19 protein-coding genes are annotated in these 25082 nt (G+C 59.7%); 13 read left to right on the plus strand and 6 right to left on the minus strand.

Annotated features, from left to right (window positions below):
- Positions 1-66: 66 nt before the first annotated feature.
- Genes AM571_RS00495 through AM571_RS00505 form a run of 3 tightly spaced genes read left to right on the plus strand, consistent with a single transcriptional unit; the run spans position 67 to position 5290 of the window.
- Positions 67-1143: an efflux RND transporter periplasmic adaptor subunit gene (locus AM571_RS00495; RefSeq protein ID WP_074059710.1), complete on the plus strand. Its 1077-nt coding sequence runs from the start codon at positions 67-69 to the stop codon at positions 1141-1143.
- Positions 1140-2225, plus strand: a complete 1086-nt coding sequence (locus AM571_RS00500; RefSeq protein ID WP_074059711.1) for an efflux RND transporter periplasmic adaptor subunit — start codon at positions 1140-1142, stop codon at positions 2223-2225. Before AM571_RS00495 ends, AM571_RS00500 begins: the two co-directional genes overlap by 4 nt.
- A complete protein-coding gene (locus tag AM571_RS00505) occupies positions 2222-5290 on the plus strand; it encodes an efflux RND transporter permease subunit (RefSeq protein WP_074059712.1) in 3069 nt (1022 codons plus the stop codon). The genes AM571_RS00500 and AM571_RS00505 overlap by 4 nt, the downstream gene beginning before the upstream one ends.
- Before the next feature lie 208 nt (positions 5291-5498).
- On the opposite strand, the gene AM571_RS00510 is transcribed toward AM571_RS00505, so the two are convergent.
- Positions 5499-6788 (minus strand): ABC transporter substrate-binding protein, encoded by a 1290-nt coding sequence (locus AM571_RS00510; protein WP_074059713.1) that lies wholly within the window; start codon positions 6786-6788, stop codon positions 5499-5501.
- A gap of 140 nt (positions 6789-6928) precedes the next feature.
- On the opposite strand from AM571_RS00510, the gene AM571_RS00515 reads away from it, so the two are divergent.
- From AM571_RS00515 to AM571_RS00525, 3 genes are read left to right on the plus strand one after another with little or no spacing between them, the layout of a single operon-like run.
- Positions 6929-7957, plus strand: a complete 1029-nt coding sequence (locus AM571_RS00515; RefSeq protein WP_074059714.1) for a LacI family DNA-binding transcriptional regulator — start codon at positions 6929-6931, stop codon at positions 7955-7957.
- Between the two features lie 12 nt (positions 7958-7969).
- On the plus strand, positions 7970-9823 hold the full coding sequence (locus AM571_RS00520; RefSeq protein WP_074062995.1) for a DUF2264 domain-containing protein: 1854 nt from the start codon (positions 7970-7972) through the stop codon (positions 9821-9823).
- Positions 9820-10830 (plus strand): hydroxyacid dehydrogenase, encoded by a 1011-nt coding sequence (locus AM571_RS00525; protein WP_074059715.1) that lies wholly within the window; start codon positions 9820-9822, stop codon positions 10828-10830. The genes AM571_RS00520 and AM571_RS00525 overlap by 4 nt, the downstream gene beginning before the upstream one ends.
- Before the next feature lie 2 nt (positions 10831-10832).
- Here AM571_RS00525 and AM571_RS00530 read toward each other — a convergent pair whose 3' ends face one another.
- The 5 genes from AM571_RS00530 to AM571_RS00550 all read right to left on the minus strand — a co-directional run bounded on the left by AM571_RS00530 (position 10833) and on the right by AM571_RS00550 (position 16127).
- Positions 10833-12107, minus strand: coding sequence for a Gfo/Idh/MocA family protein (locus AM571_RS00530; protein WP_074059716.1), 1275 nt, complete (start codon positions 12105-12107; stop codon positions 10833-10835).
- Between the two features lie 37 nt (positions 12108-12144).
- Entirely contained in the window at positions 12145-12975 is an 831-nt protein-coding gene (locus AM571_RS00535) for a sugar phosphate isomerase/epimerase family protein (protein ID WP_074059717.1), read from the minus strand.
- Positions 12976-13002: 27 nt separating this feature from the next.
- Entirely contained in the window at positions 13003-14166 is a 1164-nt protein-coding gene (locus AM571_RS00540; RefSeq protein WP_074059718.1) for a dihydrodipicolinate synthase family protein, read from the minus strand.
- A 1-nt stretch (position 14167) separates the two neighbouring features.
- Positions 14168-15316 carry a Gfo/Idh/MocA family protein gene (locus AM571_RS00545; protein ID WP_074059719.1) on the minus strand — a complete coding sequence of 383 codons (1149 nt, stop codon included), beginning with the start codon at positions 15314-15316 and terminating at the stop codon, positions 14168-14170.
- Between the two features lie 133 nt (positions 15317-15449).
- Positions 15450-16127: a TetR/AcrR family transcriptional regulator gene (locus AM571_RS00550; RefSeq protein ID WP_074059720.1), complete on the minus strand. Its 678-nt coding sequence runs from the start codon at positions 16125-16127 to the stop codon at positions 15450-15452.
- A 206-nt stretch (positions 16128-16333) separates the two neighbouring features.
- Between AM571_RS00550 and AM571_RS00555 the strand changes: the two genes are divergently transcribed.
- The 7 genes from AM571_RS00555 to AM571_RS00585 all read left to right on the plus strand — a co-directional run bounded on the left by AM571_RS00555 (position 16334) and on the right by AM571_RS00585 (position 25055).
- Complete coding sequence (locus AM571_RS00555; protein ID WP_074059721.1) at positions 16334-17620, plus strand: ABC transporter substrate-binding protein; 1287 nt, start codon at positions 16334-16336, stop codon at positions 17618-17620.
- Between the two features lie 5 nt (positions 17621-17625).
- The gene (locus AM571_RS00560) at positions 17626-18588 is read left to right on the plus strand and encodes a carbohydrate ABC transporter permease (protein WP_074059722.1); all 963 of its coding nucleotides are present in this window, start codon (positions 17626-17628) and stop codon (positions 18586-18588) included.
- A 1-nt stretch (position 18589) separates the two neighbouring features.
- Entirely contained in the window at positions 18590-19468 is an 879-nt protein-coding gene (locus AM571_RS00565) for a carbohydrate ABC transporter permease (RefSeq protein ID WP_074059723.1), read from the plus strand.
- Positions 19469-19485: 17 nt separating this feature from the next.
- Complete coding sequence (locus AM571_RS00570; RefSeq protein WP_074062996.1) at positions 19486-20559, plus strand: Gfo/Idh/MocA family protein; 1074 nt, start codon at positions 19486-19488, stop codon at positions 20557-20559.
- Positions 20560-20581: 22 nt separating this feature from the next.
- A complete protein-coding gene (locus tag AM571_RS00575) occupies positions 20582-21658 on the plus strand; it encodes an ABC transporter ATP-binding protein (protein ID WP_074059724.1) in 1077 nt (358 codons plus the stop codon).
- Positions 21659-21727: 69 nt separating this feature from the next.
- Complete coding sequence (locus tag AM571_RS00580) at positions 21728-22603, plus strand: phosphotransferase (protein ID WP_074059725.1); 876 nt, start codon at positions 21728-21730, stop codon at positions 22601-22603.
- A gap of 1 nt (position 22604) precedes the next feature.
- Entirely contained in the window at positions 22605-25055 is a 2451-nt protein-coding gene (locus AM571_RS00585) for a GcvT family protein (RefSeq protein ID WP_074059726.1), read from the plus strand.
- The last annotated feature ends 27 nt before the right edge of the window (positions 25056-25082 follow it).

The raw sequence follows: 25082 nt of genomic DNA on the forward strand, positions 1-25082 counted from the left end.
GATTTCTATTGACTAATTAGTCAGTCAATTATAACGATCGCGCGAACCGATGCAAGAGGTCAATTCATGAGAGCTATCCTTGTCGCCGCCTTCCTGGCCACAGGCGCAGTTGCGCTTTCGTCATGCGAGAAGCAGGCCACGAATGAGGTGAAGCCCAAGAGGGTGCAGATTGTCGTCGTGAAGGCTGCGCCGACTGGCGACATCAATTTCATCACCGGCGAGGTCAGCGCCCGTGTGCAGAGCGACCTGTCCTTCAGGGTCAGCGGGCGGATCGTCGAGCGCCATGTCGATGTCGGCGCATTCGTAAAGGCAGGGCAGGTGCTTGCCCGCATCGACGCTGAGGAACAGAAGGCCGATCTGGATGTCGCCACAGCCAACCTGCAGTCAGCTCAAGCCCAGCAGACGCAAGCCCAGTTGGCTTTCGATCGGCAGCAGAATCTCTTCAAGGCTCAGGTCACGACCCGTGCAGCGCTCGATCAGGCCCAGGAGGCGCTGCTGAGGGCCGAAGGAAGCGTGAAATCGGCGCAAGCCCAGCTCGACACGGCACGCGACGCTTTCTCTTACACGGAGCTGCGCGCCGATGCCGATGGCGTGATCACGGCGCGGAACGCCGAAATCGGCCAGGTCGCGCAGGCCGCGCAACGGATATTCACGCTTGCCCATGAAGGACCGCGCGACGCAGTCTTCAACGTCTTTGAATCCCTCTACCTCGGACGAAAGCTTGAGGACAAGGTTACGGTTGGCCTGCTTTCTACTCCATCCCGGAAAGTCGATGCGGCCGTACGCGAGATCTCGCCAACCATCGACCCATCGACCGGAACGATCAGGGTGAAGGTGGGTCTCGAAGGGGCGCCGGACATGCCGCTTGGCGCTCCGGTCGTCGGCACCTTCCGTTCCATCCCTCAGGATGCAATCGAGCTGCCCTGGTCGGCAATGGCCTCGAAGGGCGGCCAGCCTGCCGTTTGGGTCGTGGACCCGTCGTCGTTCAGCGTGTCCATACGGCCGGTTGAAGTTTCCGGCTACGGTACCGGCCGGTTTGCCGTACGCGCGGGCGTGTCTCCAGGTGAAATCGTCGTATCCGATGGCACCAAATTTCTACGGCCCAACGAGATCGTCTCATATGACAAGGAAGCCGCGAAATGAGTATCCGTGCAACACCCGGGCTGCTGCTCCTCGGCGCATTGCTGCTGTCGTCTTGTCAGAGGCAGGATGAAGCGCCTGAGCAACCGCCCCGCCCCGTTCTTTCCGTTGTCGCCAAATCAACAGCCGCTTCGTCCTTGAGCCTGCCAGGCACAGTCGAGGCCAGGATCGAGACCGAACTTGGATTTCGCGTCCTCGGACGGGTTATAGCCCGCAAGGTCAGCGTCGGCGATATCGTCAAGAAGGGTGACGTCGTTGCCGCCATTGATCCGCTGGCTCTGGAGCTTGCGCTCAGAAGCGCGCAGTCCGAGCTTTCCAATGCGCAGGCACAGCTGACAAATGCGGTTTCCACGGAAGAGCGGCAAAGGAGCCTGACCGAAACGAGGTCTGGAAGCGAGGCCGCTTTCGAAGAGGCTCAACTGGGGCGGCGCAGCGCCGTTGCTGCCGTTGCAAAGGCCCAGGCCAATCTGGACAAGGCTGAAGAACAATTGAGCTATGCACAACTGCGCGCAGAATTCGATGGCGTTGTGACGGCCACCTCTGCGGAAGTGGGCCAGGTGGTCGCCGCCGGCCAGAGCATCGCCTCCATTGCCCGTCCCGATCATCGGGATGCGGTCATTGACATACCGGATGCGAGCTTCGACGGCCTCAAGGTGGGATCACCCTTCGAGATCTCCCTTCAGCTGGACCCAACCATTCGCGCTAGCGGTGTCGTGAGAGAAATCGCACCCGAAGCCGAGACGACGACCCGTACACGCCGAACGAAGATAACGCTCGTCAATCCGCCGGCGGCTTTTCGCCTGGGCTCGGTCGTGACGGCAACTGCGACCATTGCCGCTAAGCCACTGATCCTGCTCCCGTCGTCCGCGGTGCTGGTGAAGGATGGGAAACCCAATGTATGGGTCGTCGATACGACGGCCGGCAAGGTCTCCATGCGAGCGATCAAGATGGACGCCGACGTTGCCGAAGGAGGCAACATTCGCGTCGCTGAAGGCGTCAATCCGGGCGAACGCGTCGTCGTTGCCGGTGTACACAAGCTTACCGACGGCCAGGCTGTCAGGGTGGATCAAGGGGAGAACCCGTGAAGCAGTTCAATCTTTCTGACTGGGCGCTCGAGCACCGTTCGCTCGTCTGGTATTTCATGATCGTTTTCATTCTTGCGGGCGCGTTTTCCTACATCGGTCTCGGCCGTGAAGAAGACCCTGCGTTTACCATCAAGACGATGCTCATCCAGGCGCAATGGCCAGGTGCATCCGCCGAGGAAGTGACCAAGCAGGTTACCGACCGTATCGAGAAGAAGCTCGAAGAGCTGGAATCGCTTGACTACACCCGCAGCGAGACGGTTGCCGGACGGACAACGATTTTCGTGGAACTGTTGCCGACCACTAAGGCCAGGGATGTCAATCCGACCTGGATGCGCGTGCGCAACATGATCGACGACATAAAAGGCGATTTTCCGAGCGGCGTCGTCGGGCCATTTTTCAACGACCGCTTCGGCGACGTTTTCGGCAATATCTACGCGTTCACCAGCGACGGACTCACGCAGCGCCAGCTTCGCGACCTTGTCGAATCCGCCCGCGCAAAGGTTTTGACCGTTCCCAATGTGGGAAAGGTGGACATTATCGGCGCGCAAGACGAAGCGATCTACCTTGAATTCTCGACCCGAAAGATTGCGGCCCTTGGTATCGACCAGCAATCGGTGATCGATACGCTGCAGGCGCAGAACGCCGTCACTCAGTCGGGCTTCGTCGACGCCGGCCCCGAGCGTATCGCCTTGCGTGTGGGCGGTCAGTTTACGTCTGAGGAAAGCCTGAGGTCGATCAATCTGCGTGTTAACGACCGATTCTTTCCGCTGACCGATGTTGCCACGATCAAGCGCGGCTATGTCGATCCTCCGTCATCACTGTTCAGATACAATGGCCAGCCCGCGATCGGTCTCGCCATCGGCATGAAGACCGGGGCAAATCTGCTCGAATTCGGCAAGGCACTCGACCTGCAGATGGAGCGAGTCGTGACCGATTTGCCGATCGGCGTTGATGTTCAACGCGTTTCCGATCAGCCCGAGGTGGTGGACGAGGCAGTCTCGGGCTTCACGCGCGCCCTGTTCGAGGCGGTTGTCATCGTTCTTGCGATCAGTTTCATCAGCCTTGGCGTTCGCGCGGGTCTGGTCGTTGCAATCTCGATCCCTCTCGTGTTGGCGATCACGTTCCTCGTAATGGCCTATTCGGGCATTTCGCTGCAGCGTATCTCGCTCGGCGCGTTGATTATTGCACTTGGCCTTCTTGTCGACGATGCGATGATTGCCGTCGAGATGATGGTTGCCCGGCTGGAGGCAGGAGACGATCTGAAAAAGGCAGCAACACACGTCTACACGTCTACGGCCTTCCCGATGCTCACGGGCACGCTCGTAACGGTCGCCGGCTTCATTCCCATCGGCTTGAACAACAGTGCCGCGGGCGAATTTACCTTCACGCTTTTCGTCGTGATTGCCGTCTCGCTCCTGGTCTCATGGATCGTCGCCGTTTTGTTCACGCCACTTTTAGGGGTGAGCATCCTTCCGAAGACGATGAAGTCGCATCATGATCGGAAAGGCCGGCTGGCGAGAGCTTTTTCCTGGCTTTTGAACCTTTCGATGCGGTGGCGTTGGATGACGATCGGCGCGACAGTCGTTGCTTTCGCGCTCTCCATCGGTGGAATGGGTCTTGTGCAGCAGCAGTTCTTCCCTTCCTCGGACAGACCTGAACTGATCGTCGACTGGAACTTGCCGCACAACAGTTCGATCTCCGAGACGAACAGGCAGATGGCCAAGTTCGAGCAGGAGATGCTCGCGAACAACAAGGATATAGAGCACTGGACGAGCTATGTCGGACAAGGTGCTCCCCGCTTCATCCTGTCCTTCGATGTCCAGACGCCCGACGTGTCGTTCGGGCAGACGATCATCGTGACCAAGGGGCTTGATGTTCGCGACAAGGTCAAGAGCGAACTGCAGGACTATCTGACGAAAACCTTCCCCGGAACCGATGCCTTCGTAAAGCTCCTCGACATCGGGCCTCCGGTCGGCAAGCCTGTGCAATATCGCATCAGCGGGCCGGATATCCAGAAGGTTCGCGATATCGCCCAGCAATTTGCCGGCATCGTCGGCCAGCATCCACTGCTCTCCAACATGACCTTTGACTGGAATGAACCGTCGCGTGTGGTGAAGGTCGATGTTCTGCAGGACAAGGCGCGGCAACTTGGCGTATCGTCGCAAGACATTGCAACGACCCTTAACGGGATCGTGGAGGGATCGTCGGCCACGCAGATCAGGGACAACATCTATCTCATCGACGTGATCGGCAGGGCCCAAACCTCGGAGCGTGGTTCCATCGAGACGCTGCAGAACCTTCAGCTGCCTGGCTCAAACGGAAAATCGGTACCGCTCTCGGCAGTTGCCAATTTCCGCTACGAGCTGGAGCAGCCGACCATCTGGCGTCGCACGCGCACCCCGACAATCACCCTCAAGGCTGCCGTCGTCGGGCCGACACAGCCAGCGACGATCGTCACCGAACTGCAGCCCAAGGTCGATGCGTTCCGCAAGAGCCTTCCAGCCGGCTACAGCATCGCCAATGGCGGTTCCGTCGAGGAAAGCGCGAAGGCGCAAGGGCCGATCGCTGCGGTTGCGCCGCTGATGTTGTTTGCCATGGCGACGATCCTCATGATCCAGTTGCAAAGCTTCAGCAGGTTGTTCCTGGTGTTCGCAGTGGCTCCGACGGCACTCATCGGTGTGGTGATAGCACTGCTTGCCAGTAACGCGCCCATGGGATTCGTCGCAATTCTTGGCGTGCTTGCGCTGATTGGGATCCTCATCCGCAACTCTGTCATACTTGTCGTGCAGATCGAACAGCTTCGCAGCGAAGGCGTGCCTCCATGGCGCGCCGTCATCGAGGCGACGGAGCACCGCATGCGTCCGATCATGCTGACGGCGGCGGCCGCGACCCTCGCGCTCATTCCGATCTCCCGCGAAGTCTTCTGGGGTCCCATGGCCTACGCCATGATGGGGGGCATTGTCGTCGGTACTGCACTGACGCTTCTTTTCCTTCCAGCACTCTACGTGGCATGGTTCCGGATCCCGACAGAGAGGCTGGAGCAGGGCAAACCCGCACATCCCTAGCATTCGGGGGCGCCCGCTTATCGGTCGCCCTTAGTCTCGGCGCGCCCAGCCGATCGGCGGATCCGGAAGTTGGAAAATCAGTTCGGCTTGCGCCCGCACCCGCCGCCTCGTCGAAAAGCCCGCAACGCTCAACCGACCCCTGGAAGTTGGAAATCAACCTTCAGGGGTCGGTTAACGAGGTCGGGGCCTTCCGGGAGGAGACTTCGATTCAGCTTCTGATCGTTGCCTTGCCTTGTTCCACCAAGCGAGCGGCGGCATCGGCGGGCGTCGTTCGTTCGAACGCGAGCTCGTCGGCGAGGGGCCGAAGAACGCGCTGGTCGAATTCCGTCGCGCCAAGCGGGGCAGGTGCCGGGTAATCGCCGACCTGATCCTTAAGAAGATTGACGTACTTGACGGTGTCCTGCTCCGTCGGGTTAAGGTTCGGCAGGATCGCCTCGCGGACGGTCGCCGACATTGGTACGCCACGCTCCACACCGAGGATCTTGCCGGCGTCGATGTCGTTGACGAAGAAGTCGATGAACTTGGCGGCCGCTTCGCCGTTCTTCGTCGTCGCACCAATGCTCCAGATAAGCGCGGGACGGTAGTAATGGCCGGAGGGGCCACCCTTGCTTTCTCGCGGCAGCATGGTGATCGCCAGTTTGTTCTTCGAGATCAGCTGATAGCCGACGAGCTGGTTTGAATAGGCCATGCCGATTGCCGATTTGCCAAGCGCCAGGCAATTGGTGTCGATGGTATTCTGGTCGAGCGTCTGGATATCGGCCGCGACCGTGCCACCTTTCTTGCGCAGGTCCTCCCAGAAGCTGTACCACTCCTTGGCATCTTCGACGTCGAAGCCCAGAGTGCCATTGGCGTAAAGGCTCTTGCCGCGCTGGCGCAGCCAGGCATCGAAGACGTAGGCATAGCGTGCCCCGTAAGGACCGCCCCAGTAATTGTCCTTGCCAGCTGCTTTTGTAAGCTCGACGGCCAGTTTGGCATATTCGTCCCAGGTGAGGTCCGGCGTCGGCACGGGAAGCCCAGCCTTTTCAAAGATGGTCTGATCGAAAAAGAGCGCAAAGGAGTTCAGGCCGAGGCCGATGCCGTAGAGCTTGTTGTCGACGGTCGTCAGCTTCAGCATATCCTTGCCGAAGCTGTCGACCTTGAGGGCCGAGGGAACGAATTCGTCGAGCGGCATGCATGCGCCACGCTTGGAGTAATCGGAGATTGTGCTGGGCTCGAGCTGGAACACATCAGCGATCGCGCGGCCAGCCATTTGCGTCGCGAGCTTCGTCCAGTAGCCGTCGCCGCTGAGCGACTCGCCCACGATCGTGACGCCCGGGTTCTTGGTCTGATAGAGCTTTGCGACCTCCAGTGTACGCTTGGCGCGGTCGTTAGAACCCCACCACATGGCACGCAGTTGCGCGTCTTCCGCAAAGGCCGGGATGGCACTGGCCGCGCCGAAGGCAAGGCCCGTAGCCACACCGGCCGAGCCCATCAGAAATGAACGTCGATTGATCTGCATGATGATCCTCCTTTGTCGCCTGCCCGTGCCGTCCTCCAACGGTTCTCGAGCATGTCACGGGCTAGATTACGCAAATAATTTCCGTTTGCAACAAATTATGTTGATATTGCAAATTTGCACGATTTGCATATATTTGAGTTATGAACGAAATCAAACCAAAACGGCCGCGCCAGGCCGACATCGCCGCCTTGGCAGGTGTCTCCGTTTCAACGGTCTCGCGGGTGCTTGCCAACGAGCCAGGCATAAGCGAGAGCGTGCGCGAGCATATTCTGAAGGTGGCGGCCGAGCACGGATACCAGGTGAGGTCTGCTGCCGAAGCGGTTCCGGGCGGACTTGCGATGATAGCCAGCGATGGCGTCACGGGCGGACTGAGCGTTTTCTACGAGTCCATCGTCGACGGTCTGCGTTCGGCAGCAGCCGAGCACGGCATGTCTTTCGAGGTTCGCCTCATCCGTGAAGACCGCGCAACACCCGAGGTCATCCGGGACCATTTGAAGTCGGCGCGTGCCGAGGGCCTCTTTCTCGTCGGCATCGATCCGAGTGCGGCGTTGCGCAGCTGGATCGACGAAGAGAAGGTTCCGGTCGTCCTCGTCAACGGGACGGATCCTCAGCTCCGCCTCGACGGCGTCTCGCCTTCGAATTTCTTTGGAGCCTTCCAGGCCGCCCAACGGCTGCTGAAGGCTGGCCACCGCCGCATCCTCCATCTGACCGGCTCCCACCGCCATACGATCCGCGAGCGTGTTCGCGGTTTCGACGCGGCGATAACCTCGGTTCCGGATGCCGAAGGCCGACTTGTGCCGATGACCTTTCACGGCAGCGCCAGTCGCGAGGCGCATGAGCTGACGGCGGCGATCCTTGCGGAGAACGCCGGTTTCACTGCCGCCTTCTGCATGAACGATTTTATCGCAGTCGGTGTCTTGGAAGCCGTCACGGAAGCGGGCTTTCGGGTGCCGGAAGACTTCGCGATCGTCGGGTTTGACGATTTGCCCTGCGCATTGATGACCAATCCGCCGCTTTCCACCATGCGCGTCGACCGCGCGGCCCTTGGCCGGGAGGCGATCGGCCTGATGATATCCCGTTTTCGCGACCGGGCGGCTCCCGCCCGTCATGTATGCCACGGGGTGGTCCCGGTTGCCGGGGGCACCGTATCTGATGTTGCAACCTCATGAGTGATTATTCCGATGACCTATGATCCGGCCAGCGCCAATCCGCTTGCAGGCAATCCACTCGAAACCCGCAAGGACATGGAGCGGGCGCTTCGCGATCTTTTCGATCCACTGCTGCCCTTTTTTTCGAAGGGCAATGCCCGCGTTCGGCTTGACGGCGCCGGCGCGCATTTCGATCGTGCCGCGGCCGATCTTGAAGGCTTCGCCCGGCCTCTGTGGGGCCTTGCTCCATTGGGTGCGGGAAATGGCCGGTTCGAGCATTGGAACCGTTTCGCCGAAGGCCTCGCCACTGGAACGGATCCGGAGCATCCGGAATATTGGGGCACGGTCCACGGCCGCGACCAGCGCATGGTGGAGCTTGCCGCGCTCGGTTTTGCGCTGGCGCTTGTTGCAGAAAAGATCTGGGAGCCACTTGATGCGCGTGCCCGCAACAATGTCATCGCCTATTTCAAACACGCGCGCCAGTTCGATTACGCCGACAACAACTGGAAGTTCTTCCGCATCTTCGTCGATATCGCGCTTGACCGATTGGGCGCGGATTTCGATCGCAGCCTTACTCGACAATATCTGGAAGAGCTTGAGGGCTTCTATATCGGCGATGGCTGGTATCGCGACGGCAATGTTCGTCGTGTCGACCACTACATTCCCTTCGCGATGCACTTTTACGGCCTGATTTATTCGAAGCTGGTCGATGATGATTATGCCAAGCGCTACCGCGAACGGGCAGCGCTCTTTGCCAAGGATTTCAGGGCTTGGTTTGCAGCCGATGGTGCCGCGGTCCCCTTCGGCCGCAGCCTGACATACCGCTTCGCCTGCGCAGGTTTCTGGTCGGCACTTGCCTTTGCCGACCTCGAAGCCTTGCCCTGGGGCGAAGTGAAGCATCTTTGCCTTCAGCATCTGCGCTGGTGGAGGGACAAGCCGATGACGAACCGGGACGGTATCCTGTCAATCGGTTTCGGCTATCCCAATCTGCTGATGTCGGAGAGCTATAATTCTGCAGGTTCGCCTTATTGGGCTTTCAAGGCCTTCTTGCCGCTTGCAATTCCAGCAGATCATCCGTTCTGGACGGCAAAGGAAAAGGTGCCGGAAGCAATCGCAGTCTCTCCGCAGCGCCACCCGGGCATGGTCTTGATGCGGGCGGACGGCGATGTCGTGGCGCTTTCTTCCGGCCAGGAAAATTTGCAGATGCGTTTTGGATCGGAGAAATACGCAAAATTCGCATATTCAGCCCGCTACGGATTCAGTGTTGAAGCCGACGAGCGCAATTTCGCCGGCGGCGCTTTTGATTCGGCTCTGGCTTTCAGTGACGACGGATTGCATTACCGGGTTCGTGAAACGAATGCGGAAGCCAGGATTGCCGGCAATGTGCTCTATTCGAAGTGGTCGCCATTCCAGGATGTCTCGGTCGAAACATGGCTCGTGCCGGCAGCGCCTTGGCATGTCCGCGTTCACAGGATCCATTCGCCGCGGGCGCTGCAGACCTCCGAAGGCGGCTTCGCGATCGCCAAACGGGATTTCGATCTCGATACGCTTTCGGCCGAAACAGGCGCCGCGCATGTGATCGGCGAGAGTGATTTTTCCGGCATTGCCGATCTTGGCTCGACCGTGACGCGCGCCGGCCTTGCGCAGAAAGCCCTGCCGAATACGAACGTCATTGTTGCAAAGACCTTGCTGCCGCAGTTGCGCGGCGAAATCCCTGCAGGGGAGACCGTGCTGGTAACGGCCGTGCTCGCGGTCAATGATCCGCAAGCTGTTTCCGGAATTTGGATGAAGCGTCCTGTCGTTCCGGATATTGGAGATTTGGAAAAGCAGGTGAAGGAATACGGCGTGACGGTCAGCGCCATTGTCGCGCCGGGACAGATGCCATGAGGCGTCCTGGCATAGCGCTTGCCATGGATCCGGGGCGCACCGAATATGTCATCTCGGATGCGGTGCTTCAACGCCTGGACGTCATCGGCAGCTTGCTTGACCGCGAGCCGCTGCAGAATTTTTCTGACGAGCGCGCCCGGCGCGTGCTGCCGGAGACTGAAATCCTCATCACCGGCTGGGGGGCGCCGCTGGTGGGCGGCGAGGTGCTTGCCACAGCGAGGCGTTTGAAGATCGTTGCCCATGCGGCCGGCACCGTCAAAGGCATTATCGGTGAAGAGATTTTCAGGGCCGGAATTGCGGTCAGCCATGCCGCGGAAGCCAATGCCACACCGGTCGCGGAGTTTACGCTCGCAGCCATTCTCTTTGCCGGCAAACAGATTTTCCGCTTTCGCGACCGTTACGTGGCCGACCGCAATCGTGACCGCACCTATCCGATGCAGCGTCTGGCGATCGGCAACTACCGGCGTGTAGTCGGCATCATTGGGGCGTCGCGGATCGGCCGTCGCGTCATCGAGTTGCTGGAGCCTTTCGACTACCAGCTTGTCCTTTTCGATCCGACGATCGGCATGGCCCAAGCCCAAGGGCTTGGAGCAGAGAAGGTCGATCTCGATACCCTCATGAGGATTTCCGACATCGTTTCGCTTCACGCGCCGTCCCTGCCTTCCACGCGACATATGATCGATGCGCGCAGGCTGGCTTTGATGAAGGACGGCGCAACGCTCATCAACACGGCTAGGGGCGCAATCATCGACGAAACTGCGCTTTTGGCGACGCTTGCAACCGGCCGCATCGATGCCATTATCGACGTGACTGACCCGGAAATCCCCGAACCGTCGTCGGCCTTTTACGATCTGCCGAATCTGTTTCTGACGCCTCATATCGCAGGTGCCGTCGGACTGGAGCGGATGCGCCTCGGTGAAATGGCGGTGGACGAGATCGAACGTTTCTTAAAGGGCGAGACGCTTCGTTACGGCGTCACCCTTGCAGATCTCGAAAAGATGGCCTGAGCTTATTCAGCCCTGCGGGAATTCGGTGAGCCGTCATTGGCAAGTTCAGGCATCAGATCGGCGAGATTGACGACCTTGCCGGTGCGGGAACTTTGAAGCGCTGCAATGCCGCAGAGCACCGACATGGCCCCGGCACGCGTTCCCGCACGCTGATGAAGCTTGTCTTGCATGTCGGGCTTGAAGATCATATTGCGCATCCGGTCGTCCCCGCCGTAATGGCCGCCGGCGGAATGCGGCACGATGATACGCTCGACCGCCTCCTTGCCATTGGGGAAGTTCCGGATCAGCAGGATCTCATCCTCTTTCTTCACCTCCCAGGGCTGGGCCTCGTACTGGCGGATTTCGATCCGGCCCTTGGTGCCGTTGAATGCCAGATGGTGGCCTTCGATCGGCTGGAAGGTGTTCAGGGAATAGGAGACATGCACGTTGTTTCGATAGCGGATGCTGACGACCATCGTGTCCGGAATGTCGATATCTTCGCGGAAGACGCAGCCGTCGCGATAATATCCGTCAATCTTCGAAGGTTCCTCGTAGAGTGTGTCTAGGAAGGGATCTGCCTCCAGATCGAGAAAGTAGTCGCATTCATGGGTGTGCGGACAGAGCTTGCAGCGTGGGCCGCGGAAGGGGCCTTTGCGGCCGTAGTTCTGTAGGTCGGCGAAGGAAGTAACGGCTTCGGGATCGCTGTCGAGATACCAGTTCAGTAGATCGAAATGGTGCGTCGCCTTGTGAACGAACAGGCTGCCGGAATTTTCGGTATAGGCGTGCCAGCGGCGGAAATAGTCGGCGCCGTGTTTCGTGTTCAAGTACCAGTGGAAATCGACCGAACTGACCCGGCCGATCTCGCCGGAATCGAGCAATTCCTTGATTCTGGCTGCGGTCGGCGCATAGCGGTAGTTGAATGACACGTCGACGCGCCTGCCGGTACGTTTCTCGGCATCGATGATCTGGCGGATCTTGTCGACTGCGGTTGTCATCGGTTTCTCGGTGATGACGTCGATCCCGGCCTCCAATGCTCGCACGACGATCGCATCATGCGTGTGATCCGGTGTGCAGACGATGACGAGGTCCGGTTTGACCTCGGCCAGCATCGCATCGATATCCTCGTAAATCGGCGCATTGCTGCCGATCATCGTGCGGGCGCGCTCGCCGCGAAGACAGTTCTTTTCGACGATCGCGACGAGATCGACATGTTCGCGCCAACCGGCCAGCAGTTCCTTGCCCCACATGGTGGTTCCGCGATTTCCTGTCCCGATCAGTGCAAAACGGCGCTTCTCCATCGAATGATCCTCCTCATGCCTGCTGAAACTTATAAAATCATGCTTGGCAGCAGCTATGGTAGCGCTCGACGCAGGTCGCGATGACCTCGTCCGCTGGTCGTTTCCACCAATTCTCTGCCGAGAAGATTTCGACCTCCTGCGCGCCGACGAAGCCTGCCGCCTCGATCATGCGCCGGATGCCTTTGAGATCTATCACGCCATCGCCCATCATGCCGCGGTCGGTTAGCATGTCCTTGGTCGGCGTCAGCCAGTCGCAGATATGATGGGCGAAGATGCGATTCATCTTTCCGGCGCGCACGATCTGCTTGGCGAGATCCGGATCCCACCAGACATGGTAGACGTCGATTGCAACGCCGACGTTTTCGCCCAGCTGCTCACATATATCGAGCGCGTGAGCGAGTGTGTTCACGCAGGCCCGGTCCGCCGCATACATCGGATGCAGGGGTTCGATTGCCAACGGTATGCCGGCGGCTTCTGCATGCGGCGATACCGCAGCGATACCGTCGGACACCATCTGGCGCGCTTGGCCAATGTCCTTGGAACTGCCCGGCAGCCCGCCGACGACGAGCACGAGGCAATCGGCGCCGAGTGCGGCAGCCTCATCGATTGCGCGCCGATTGTCGTCGAGGTTCCCCTGCCATCCCGCATGGGTTGCCGCCGGAAAGAAACCGCCGCGGCAAAGGCCGGTCAGCTTCAACCCGTTCGATTTGACGATGCGAACGGCCTCGGCGAGCCCGATTTTCGCGACCTGCTCCCGCCAGGGTGCGATCCTGGTGATGCCGTGCTTCAGGCAGACATCAACGGCTTCGGCAAAGCCGCATTGTTCGCGGATCGTCGCAAGATTGATCGAAAGTCCTTCGATCTGCATATGAATTCCTCCCGCTGCCGATCGGCGTCAGTAAAGGCCATGGACGGCGAGCACCCGCTTCATTCGGTTGACCGCCATATCGGGATCGGCAAGAACGCGCGCCTTGTCCGCCAGCCGGAAAAGCTCCGCGAGATGCGTCAGAGAACGCGTGCTCTGCTGCCCGCCGATCATCGTGAAGTGATCCTGCAGGCCGTTGAGATAGGCAAGGAAGACGACGCCGGTCTTGTAGAAGCGCGTCGGCGCCTTGAAGATGTGACGTGAAAGCGGAACGGTCGGCTCGAGCAAGTCGAAGAACTCGCGGTTGCTCTTGCGGCCCAGTGCTTCCATAGCGGCGGAGGCGGCCGGAGCAATCGCATCGAAGATGCCGAGCAGGGCGTCGGAGTGTCCCTGTTCGTCGCCGGCTATCAGTTCCGCATAATTGAAGTCGTCACCGGTATACATGCGCACGCCCTTCGGCAGTTGCCGGCGCATTGCAATTTCCTTTTCCTTGGAAAGCAGGGACACCTTGATGCCGTCGACCTTTGCGGAATTGGCTTCGATCACTTGCAGGCAGGTGGACATGGCCTTGATGTGATCGCGATCGCCCCAATACCCTTCCAGCGCCGGGTCGAACATCTCGCCCAGCCAGTGAATGACGACCGGTTCTTTCACCTGCCGCAGGATGCGGTCATAGACGCGGATATAATCGTCCGGCCCGTTCGCAGCAGCCGCAAGCGCCCGGCTTGCCATCAGGATGATGCGCCCGCCTTCTGCTTCGACGGCTTCGATCTGTTCTTCGTAGGCCTTGATGATCGTGTCGATCGTCACGTCGGGACCGGGAGCCAGATGATCGGTACCGGCGCCGCAGGAAATCAGCGCATCCTTGCGCGTTCGCGCTTCGGAAAGCGCCCGGCGAATGAGATCGCGAGCTTCCGGCCAGCCAAGTCCCATACCGCGCTGTGCCGTATCCATCGCTTCGGCCACCCCGAGACCGAGGTCCCAAAGGCGGTGGCGGAAGGCGAGCGTCCGTTCCCAGTCGATGGCGGGCGTCAACCATGGATCGTTGTCCGCCAGCGGGTCGGCGACGACATGGGCAGCGGCAAAGACCACGCGCGGAAAGTCTTTCGCGTCGCGCTTCTCGATCTCGATCGGCGTTCCGGTCAGCGTATAGGGGGCGATCCTGCCGTCGAGGGGAAGATTGACCGTCTGCATATCAGAATTCCAATGCCGGAACGTCGAGCCAGCGGCGCTCGGCCCAAGATTTCAGGCCGAGTTCGGCAAGCTGGACGCCCTTGGCGCCTGCCTCCAGGCCGTAGGGCCATGGGGCGTCTTCGGCGACGTGGCGCAGGAACATTTCCCACTGCACCTTAAAGCCGTTGTCGAATGACTGTGTGTCCGGCACTTCGTCCCAGGTCTGATAGAAGTCGATCGTTTGCGGCTGGTCCGGATTCCAGACCGGCTTCGGCGTATTGACGCGATGCTGCGTCCAGCATTTCGTAAGACCGGCGACGGCAGAACCGTGCGTGCCGTCCACCTGGAAGGTCACGAGATCGTCGCGGCGCACGCGCACGGCCCAGGACGAATTGATCTGCGCGATCACGCCGCCTTCAAGCTCGAAGGTCGCATAAGCCGCATCATCCGTATCGCAGTCGTAGGTCTTGCCCTGCTCGTCGACGCGGCTCCCGATATGCGTTGCGCCGAGGCAGGAAACGGCCTTCACCTCGCCGAAAAGATTGTCGAGCACGTAGCGCCAGTGGCAGAGCATGTCGAGGATAATGCCGCCACCATCGCCCTTGCGGTAGTTCCAGGATGGCCGCTGCGCCGGAACGCCCCAATCGCCTTCGAAGACCCAATAGCCGAACTCACCGCGCACCGAGAGAATCTTGCCGAAGAAACCGGAATCGCGCAGCAGCGCCAGCTTGCGCAGACCCGGCAGGAAGAGTTTGTCCTGCACGACGCCGTGTTTGAGCCCGGAGGCTCGTGCTTTCCTCGCAAGGTCGACGGCCACTTGCAGGTCGTCGGAGATCGGCTTTTCGCAATAGACGTGCTTGCCCGCATCGAGTGCCTTGGAAAGCAGCTCGGCGCGCATCAAGGTCGTTCCGGCATCGAAGAAAATCTGGTCGTCGGGGTTGGCGAGCGCTCCGTCCAGATCTGTCGACCAGCGCTTGATGTTGTGCTTCTTCGCCAGCTCTTCCATCTTGTCGCGGTTGCGGCCGACGATAATGGGGTCGATCTCCAGCCGCTCGCCGGATTTCAGGAACAATCCGCCCTGGTCGCGGATGGCCAGGATCGATCGCACCAGGTGCTGATTGTAGCCCATGCGGCCTGTGACGCCGTGCAAAATGATCCCCAGACGAGCCATCTTATTTCTCCCTGCCAAATTATCGAACGGCGGGAGTGGGGGTTGCCCGGCCCTCCCAAGCCAGTAACTAAACGGTTACTTGATGGCAGATCGCAAGCGGGGCTGTCAATAGTCAAATCCAATTTTGAGTTTTTCAGCGCCTGATCGAGGCGAGTGTCACGTGGACGATATGCTTTTCCCAGCTGTCGAGATTTGAGGGCTCAATCAGTTCGCGCCCGAAGATCGTCGAGAGCGTATGCTGGTTCGAAAGGTAGAAATATCCGAGAGATGCGATCGTCAGATAGACGTGAAGGGGATCGGCGTTTTCGATGAAGACGCCCTCCTTCTTGCCGCGCTCGAGAACCCGCGCAAGCTCACCGATCAGGTGAGAATGCAGTTCCTTGAGCCGGACGGACTGGCGAAGCCAGCGGGCTCGGTGCAGGTTCTCCGTGCCGAGAAGGCTGAGAAACTCCGGATGCTTGAGGAAGTAGCGCCAGGTGAAGAGAGCCAGCTCGCCGATTCCTTCTTCGGGGCTGCGGTCGCCGATATGCAGGGCACGCTCCGCTGTACGGATGTCGACATAAGCCTCCTCCAGCACACGCAGGTAGAGCTGCTCCTTGTCGCCAAAATAGTGATAGAGCATGCGCTTATTGGTGCCGGCTCGCTCTGCAATCGCGTCGACGCGCGCCCCGCCCATGCCGTTTTCGGCGAACTCGCGGGTCGCGGCTTCCAGGATCGCGGCCTTGGTTCTTTCGGGGTCGCGCTGCAATACGCGTCCACCGGCCACCCGCCTGGCTTTCTTCTTTTCACCGGTCTCGCCGCTATTATCCATCCGCTCATCTCCCCAGACGCTCTGTTGCGCTCATAAGGCTTCGGTGCGAGATTGTAAAAGCGACAATCCCGGAGGAGAACCTCGCGAAATTATCACCGCTTGACAGGCCCGATGCTTGTCCATAGCTTGTAACCAATTAGTTATTTGTTGCAAGAGAAACCAGCAAGGAGCGTGTGGAGGCGCTCCCCAAGGGAGGAGAAAAACAGATGACACTACGCGTAAGCAGACGTAACTTCATGGCGGGCGGGGCAACGCTTCTTTCGCTTTCGGCATTTGGTTCAGGCGCCTTTGCGCAGGATAAACGCCTGCGCCTGCTGTGGTGGGGATCCCAGCCACGTGCAGACCGCACCAACAAGGTGTCGGAGCTCTACAAGGCGAAGAATCCAGGTACATCGATTACCGGCGAATTTCTCGGCTGGGGTGATTACTGGCCTCGACTTGCAACGCAGGTCGCTGGCAAGAATGCCCCCGATGTTATCCAGATGGATTACCGTTACATCGTCGAGTATGCACACCGCGGCGCACTTGCGCCTCTCGATTCCTACATGCCCTCGAAGCTTAATCTCAGTGACTTCGACAAGGCGCAGATCGAGGGCGGCAGCGTCGATGGACATCTCTATGGCGTGAGCCTGGGTGCGAATTCGGCGGCGACCATGCTGAACACGACCGCGTTCGAGGAAGCGGGCATCGACCTACCGTCGAAGACAACGACCTGGGAGGAGTTCGGCAGGATGGCAGCCGAACTGACCAAGGCCGGCAAGCGTAAGGGCCTGTTCGGAATGGCCGATGGCAGTGGTGGGGAGCCGCTTTTTGAAAACTATCTCCGCCAACGCGGAAAGGCGCTTTATACTGCTGATGCAAAGGTTGGCTTTGGCGTCGAAGAAGCTTCCGAATGGTTTGATATGTGGAACAAGTTCCGTGAAAGCGGCGCATGCGTTCCCCCTGACATTCAGGCATTGGACAAGAACGACATCGAGACGAATACGCTGACCCTTGGCAAGTCTGCCGCTGGTTTCGCGCACTCGAACCAGTTCGTGGCATATCAGCAGATGAACAAGGACAAGCTCACCCTGGCAAACCACATGCGAGTGACCAAGGACTCGAAAGGCGGCCACTACCGCAAACCTTCGATGTTCTTTTCGGTTTCATCTCAGTCGAAAGTCGTCGATCAGGCAGTCGATTACGTGAACTTCTTCGTCACCAATCCTGAGGCTGCGCTGGCGCTGGGTGTTGAACGCGGCATTCCGGAATCGGCAGCGATGCGTGAGGTCGTGGCAGCCAAGCTCGACGCTGTCGGGAAGGTGCCGTTGGAATACGTCTCTGGCCTCGGCGATCTCGCCGGAAAGTTGCCGCCACCGCCGCCTGCGGGTGCCGGTGAAGGTGAGCTCACGCTTCGAAACATCTCCGAGCAGGTCGGTTTCGGTCAGTTGACAGCGGCAGACGGCGCCAAGCAGCTCGTGGACGAACTTACGCGCATTCTCGCGCGGGGCTGATCCATATGAATAATGCGATGCGCACGATGTCTGCAGAGGCGGCGACGGTAGAACGGTATCGGGGGGCGGTGGCCGACAGCCGGTTCAAGCGGCTGTGGAATGCCAATGCACCAGGCTATCTCTTCCTGCTGCCCTGGCTTCTGGGCTTCTTCGGGTTGACGCTCGGACCTGCCCTGATGTCGCTCTACCTGTCCTTCACCGACTTCGACATGTTGAGGTCGCCGGGCTGGGTGGGCGCGGCAAACTACGTGCGCATCGCCACTGCCGATCCGAAATTCGCCTCGGCGATGTCGGTCACGCTGACCTACGTAATGTTGGCCGTGCCCTTCAAGCTTGCCTTTGCGCTGATGGTTGCGCTGGCGTTGAACCGGGGCATCCAAGGCCTACCGATCTATCGCGCTATCTTTTATCTGCCTTCGCTGCTCGGCGCGAGCGTGGCGATCGCCGTCCTCTGGCGCCAGCTTTTTGCCGGTGACGGCCTGGTCAATGCAGCACTTGCACAATTTGGCATTCAGGGGCCGAGCTGGATTTCGCATCCGAACTATTCAATCTATACGCTGGTTGCGCTCAGCGTCTGGCAGTTCGGCTCGCCGATGATCATCTTCCTTGCCGGCCTGCGTCAGATCCCGCAGGACATGTACGAGGCCGCCAGTCTCGACGGCGCCTCGAAATTTAGACAGTTCTACAAGATCACGCTGCCGCTTCTGACGCCGGTCATCTTCTTCAATGCTGTCGTGCAGACGATCGACGCTTTCAAGGCTTTCACGCCCGCCTTCATCATCTCCGGCGGCACCGGCGGCCCGATCAACTCGACGCTGTTCTATACGCTCTATCTCTACCAGGAAGCCTTCGGGAACTTCCGCATGGGCTATGCCTCGGCGCTTGCCTGGATCCTAGTGATCATTATCGCGATCTTCACCGCCTTCTCGTTCCTGTCCTCGCGTTACTGGGTGCACTACGATGACTGAGATGACTGGCATTGTCACCGCCCCGCAGCCGCCCTCTGACGTCAACAAGCGCAGCCTGCCTGGCTCGGTCCTGGTGCATGCCCTGCTGATCGGCGGCTCGCTCCTGATGCTCTATCCGTTGCTTTGGATGGTTTCGGCTTCGGTGCGACCGGAAAACGAGATCTTCACGTCGACCTCGATTTTTCCGTCGTCCATCGATTTCTCATCCTATCTTCGTGGGTGGGTCGGCCTCGACGTCAGCTTTGGTCGCTTCTTCTGGAACTCGCTGGTGATCTCGGTGCTGACGGTGGTGGGCAACGTCACTGCCTGCTCTCTCGCTGCCTTCGCCTTTGCACGCCTGCGCTTTGCTGGCCGGAACTTCTGGTTCGCGATCATGCTCGGCACGCTGATGATTCCCTATCACGTGACGCTGATCCCGCAATACGTGCTCTTCCTGAACCTCGGCTGGGTCAATACCATCCTGCCGCTGGTGGTGCCAAAGTTCCTGGCAAGCGACGCCTTTTTCATCTTCCTCATGGTGCAGTTTTTCCGGGGCATTCCGCGCGAACTGGACGAGGCCGCGATGATGGACGGCTGCAGCGCTTGGCGCATCTATTGGAAGATCATGCTGCCGTTATCGCTGCCAGTATTGGCGACGGCCGCAATATTCTCGTTCATCTGGACCTGGGACGATTTCTTCGGTCCGCTGATCTACCTGAATGACATGAACACTTACACGATCCAACTCGGTCTACGAACCTTCGTCGACTCGACCAGTGCGTCGGATTGGGGTGGCCTATTCGCCATGTCGACGCTCTCGCTCGTGCCCGTCTTCTTCTTCTTCCTCTTCTTCCAGCGCCTGCTGATCGAAGGCATCGCCACGACCGGCATGAAGCGCTGATGCGGATGGAAAGCGATATGAGCATCAAGACTGTTGCCATCGTCGGCTGCGGTATCGGCCGTTCTCACATCGTCGAGGGCTATCTCCCGCATCCGGACAAGTTCAGGATCGCAGCCATCTGCGATCTCAATGAGGAGCGCCTGAAAGCCGTCGGCGACGAGTTTGGGATCGTGAAGCGCACGACCTCCTTTACGGAGCTTCTGGCCGACGAGGAGATCGACATCATCGATATCTGCACGCCGCCCGGCATTCATCGCGAACAGGTCGTGGCAGCTCTTGCGGCGGGCAAGCATGTCGTCTGCGAAAAACCGCTCACCGGCTCCCTTGCCGCCGTCGATGAGATCGTGGAGGCCGAAAGACGTGCCAAGGGCACCCTGATGCCGATTTTTCAATATCGCTATGGCGACGGAATCCAGAAGGCGAAATATATCATCGACGCAGGCATAGCCGGCAAGTTCTACATGGGGGCCGTCGAGACCTTCTGGCTGCGCAAGCCCGAATATTACGCGGTTCCCTGGCGCGGCAAATGGGCGACAGAACTCGGCGGCGTACTCGTAACCCATGCGCTGCACCTGCACGATATGCTCTTCCACCTCGCCGGCCCGGCCGCCCGCGTCTTTGGCAGGGTTGCCACCCGGGTCAATGACATCGAGGTGGAAGATTGCGCCTCCGTCAGCCTTCTGATGCAGAACGGCGCCTTCGTTTCACTGTCCTGCACGCTGGGATCGCAACAGCAGATCAGCCGGCTGCGGCTGCATTTCGAGAACGTCACTTTCGAAAGCAACCACGATCCGTACGCGCCGGGCAAGGGGCCGTGGCAGATCATCGCCGCCAATGACGAAGTGCAGGCAAGGATCGACGCTGCGGTTGGCGACTGGCGACCGGTTGCGCCGCGGTTCAACACGCAAATGGCCCGATTTCATGATTACCTCAGCGGGAAAGGCCCGCTGCCGGTCACCAGCGCCGATGCGCGGCGGGCGCTGGAATTGGTAACAGCAATCTATCAATCGTCCGATAGCGGCGCAGACATAGCGCTGCCCATTGGTCGCGACAGCCCGAAATACGCCGACTGGCGTGCAAAAACGAGATAACGGACCAGGAGAGGGTTAGAAGATGGCAACAAGTGTCGTTCTTCAGAAGGTCGAAAAGCGCTACGGGTCGCTGGATGTCATTCATGGCATCGACCTCACGATCGATCCCGGCGAGTTCGTGGTCTTCGTCGGCCCGTCGGGCTGCGGCAAGTCCACGCTGTTGCGCATGATCGCCGGCCTCGAGGAGATTTCAGGCGGCGGCCTGCTGCTCGACAACGAGCGCATGAACGAAGTTGCACCTGCCAAGCGCGGCATCGCCATGGTCTTCCAGTCCTATGCGCTCTATCCGCATATGTCGGTCTACAAGAACCTCGCCTTTGGTCTGGAGACAGCCGGCTACAAGAAGGCTGAGATCGAGCCGAAGGTGCGCCGTGCCGCTGAAATCCTGCAGATCGAGAAGCTCCTGGAGCGCAAGCCGAAGGCCTTGTCCGGCGGTCAGCGCCAGCGCGTCGCGATCGGCCGGGCCATCGTGCGCGAGCCACGAATCTTTCTCTTCGACGAGCCGCTGTCGAACCTCGATGCAGAACTGCGCGTTCAGATGCGCGTCGAAATTTCCCGCCTGCACCGCAATCTCGGCAACACGATGATCTATGTGACCCACGATCAGGTCGAAGCCATGACCATGGCGGACAAGATCGTGGTACTGAATTCGGGTCGCATCGAGCAGGTCGGCGCTCCGCTCGACCTTTACAACAATCCGGCAAATCGCTTCGTCGCAGGCTTCATCGGAAGTCCGAAGATGAACTTCCTGAAGGCGAAGATCGAGCGGGTCAATGACGGTGACACGACGATCAATGTCTGCGGCAGCTCAATCCGCCTGCCACGCCGCTTGAAAGGTTCTCCCGGTCAGGAGGTAACGTTCGGCATTCGTCCCGAACACTTGTCGGTGGTCGATGGTGGCATCGCACTTGCAACCGTCGACGTCGACCTGGTCGAAAACCTTGGCGGCGCCACCATGCTCTATACGGCGACGCCGGACGGCCAGCACCTGACGGTGGCCCTGGACGGCCAGCAGAAGGTGGCGGGCGGCACGAATGTGACGGCGTCCTTCGACCCTGCGCGCTGTCATGTTTTCGATGCTTCGGGCGCCACGATATAAAGCCTGCTCTGCTTGACAGCCAAGCCTGCTCTGGCCCATCCTTTGCAGGTGGGTTGCGAGGGGGTAAGCGTGACGCCTGAAGATCGGATTCATGCACTTGGCATCTGGCAAGGCCCGATCGAAATCGCACCGATTGCCGGCGGCATTACCAACCGAAATTATCTCGTAACCGACCGCATGTCGCGCCGCGTCGTGCGCCTCGGCGCCGATATACCGGTTCATCATATCAGCCGTCAGAACGAGCTTGCGGCCAGCCAGGCAGCCCACGCCGCCGGACTGTCGCCTGCGGTCATCCACCATGAGCCCGGCGTGCTCGTCCTCGATTTCATCGACGCGCGGCCTCTGACGGCGCAAGACATCCAGGATGCGCAAATGCTCGCACGCATCGTGCCACTGGTTCGCGCCTGCCATCATGACGTCGCCCTTCATTTCCGTGGCCAGGCGATGATCTTCTGGGTCTTCCATGTCATCCGCGATTATGCGGCCACGCTGGTTGCAGCGGAAAGCGGCTATACACCGATGCTTCCCGCGCTGCTCGAGAAGGCCGAAATCCTCGAGCAGACGGCCGGACCTTTCGATATCGCCTTCTGCCATAACGACCTTCTCGCCGCAAACTTCTTTGATGACGGCAAGCGTCTCTGGCTGATCGATTGGGACTATGCTGGTTTCAACACGCCGCTCTTTGATCTCGGCGGCCTCGCCTCGAACAACGAGTTTGAGGAAGGTGCCGAGCGGCAAATGCTGGAAACCTATTTCGGCCGGCCGCTGACGCGGGACCTCTTTCAGCGCTATAGCGCCATGAAATGTGCATCTTTGCTGCGCGAAACGCTTTGGAGCATGGTTTCCGAGATCCATTCGACCATCGATTTCAATTATGCGGCCTACACAGCCGAAAACATCGCGCGTTTCGAGCGTGCTCACAGGGCATTTGAACAGGACCGGTGATATGGCGAAGGAATTACCGAAGACGGCGAAAGCCGTGATCATCGGCGGCGGCATAATCGGTTGCTCGACCGCCTATCATCTGGGCAAGCTCGGCTGGACTGATACGGTGCTGCTCGAGCGAAAGAAGCTTACCTCCGGAACGACCTTCCATGCGGCGGGCCTCGTCGGCCAGCTGCGCACCAGCGCCAACATCACCCAGCTGCTTGGCTATTCCGTCGATCTTTACAAGAGACTTGAAGCCGAAACCGGTCTTGGCACCGGCTGGAAGATGAACGGCGGATTGCGGCTTGCCTGCAATGAAGAGCGCTGGACGGAAGTGAAGCGCCAGGCAACGACTGCGCAATCTTTCGGTCTCGACATGCGATTGCTCACTCCGCAGGAAGCCTTCGAACTCTGGCCGCTGATGACGATCGACGATCTTGTCGGCGCAGCCTATCTGCCGACCGACGGCCAGGCCAATCCTTCCGACATCACGCAGGCGCTGGCGAAAGGCGCCCGGATGTCGGGCGTGTCGATTTACGAGGATACGGAAGCCCTCGATCTCGAAATCGACCAAGGAAAGATTCGCGCCGTCATCACCGAAAGGGGCCGCATCGAATGCGAACGCGCCATCGTCTGCGCCGGCCAGTGGACCCGGGCTTTCGCTGCTCGTTTCGGCGTCAACGTGCCGCTTGTCTCCGTCGAGCATCAGTACATCATCACCGAATCCTTCGGCGTGCCTTCCAATCTGCCGACCCTGCGCGATCCGGATCGCTTGACCTACTACAAGGAAGAAGTTGGCGGGCTCGTCATGGGCGGCTATGAACCCAATCCGGTTCCATGGGCGGTGAACGGCATTCCGGAAGGTTTCCACTACACGCTGCTCGACAGCAATTTCGATCACTTCGAGCAGATCATGGAGCAGGCCCTCGAACGGGTTCCAGGCTTGCAGAAAGCGGGTGTCAAGCAGCTCCTCAACGGACCTGAGAGTTTCACGCCCGATGGCAATTTCATTCTTGGCGAAGCGCCGGAGCTGAGGAATTTCTTCGTCGGCGCCGGCTTCAACGCTTTCGGCATTGCCTCCGGCGGTGGTGCCGGCATGGCGCTTGCCGAGTGGGTCGCAAAAGGTGAGCCGCCTTACGATCTCTGGCCGGTCGACATCCGCCGCTTCGGCCGCCCCCACTTCGACACCGACTGGGTGCGTACTCGCACGCTGGAGGCCTACGGCAAGCATTATGCGATGGCTTGGCCCTTTGAAGAGCATTCGAGCGGCCGCCCGTGCCGCAAGTCGCCGCTTTACGACCGCCTCAAGGCTCAGGGCGCCTGCTTCGGCGAAAAGCTAGGCTGGGAGCGTCCGAACTGGTTTGCCGACCTCTTTGCCGACGAGGAGCCAAAGGACGTCTACACCTACGGGCGACAGAACTGGTTCGATGCCGTTGGCCGCGAGCACAATGCCGTGCGAGAGGCGGCTGTGATCTTCGATCAGACATCTTTCGCAAAGTTTGTTCTGAAGGGGAGGGATGCGGAGGCTGCTCTTTCGTGGATCGCCTCGAATGATGTCGCCAAACCTCCAGGAACGCTCACCTACACGCAGATGCTGAATGACAAGGGCGGCATCGAATGCGATGTCACCGTTGCCCGCATTGCCGAAAACGAATTCTACATCGTTACCGGGACCGGCTTTGCCACTCACGATTTCGACTGGATCGCCCGCAATATTCCGGAAGATATGCGGGCCGAGCTTGTCGATGTGACGTCGGCATACTCGGTGCTTTCCCTGATGGGGCCAAATTCCCGCGCTATCCTTGAGAAAGTCACGACCACTGATGTGTCCAATGCCGCCTTCCCGTTCAGCCGGGTAAGGACCATCGGCATCGTCGGCTGCCCCGTCAGGGCGTTGCGGATCACCTATGTGGGCGAACTGGGCTACGAACTCCATGTCCCTGTCGAATATGCAACGACAGTCTATGATGCCCTGATGGCGGCTGGCAGCGGTTTCGGTCTCGTCAATGCCGGCTACCGTGCCATCGAAAGCTGCCGCCTGGAAAAGGGCTATCGTGCTTGGGGTTCGGACATTGGCCCGGATCATACACCGATCGAGGCGGGGCTCGCCTGGGCAGTCAAAACGAAGAAGAACGTCGACTTCCGCGGCCGCAAGGCGATCGAGCGCCAGCTTTCAGGGGGTGTGAAGAAGATGCTCGCCTGCGTCGTGCCGGACGATCCGCAGACAGTCCTTCTTGGCCGTGAAACCATTTATCGGAACGGCAAACGTGTCGGCTGGCTTTCCAGCGGCGGCTTCGGCTACACGATCGGCAAACCGATCGGCTACGGCTACATCCGCGATCCTGACGGCGTAACCGGGGATTTCATTTCGTCGGGAACCTATGAACTGGACGTAGCGAGGGAGCGTGTTGCCTGCACTGTGTCGCTGAAGCCGCTCTATGATCCGGAGATGAAGCGCATCAAGGCCTGATAGGGGTTTCATACGCGGCTGTACTGC

It is taken from the genome of Rhizobium etli 8C-3, from assembly GCF_001908375.1.
Classification (GTDB): Bacteria; Pseudomonadota; Alphaproteobacteria; order Rhizobiales; family Rhizobiaceae; genus Rhizobium; species Rhizobium etli_B.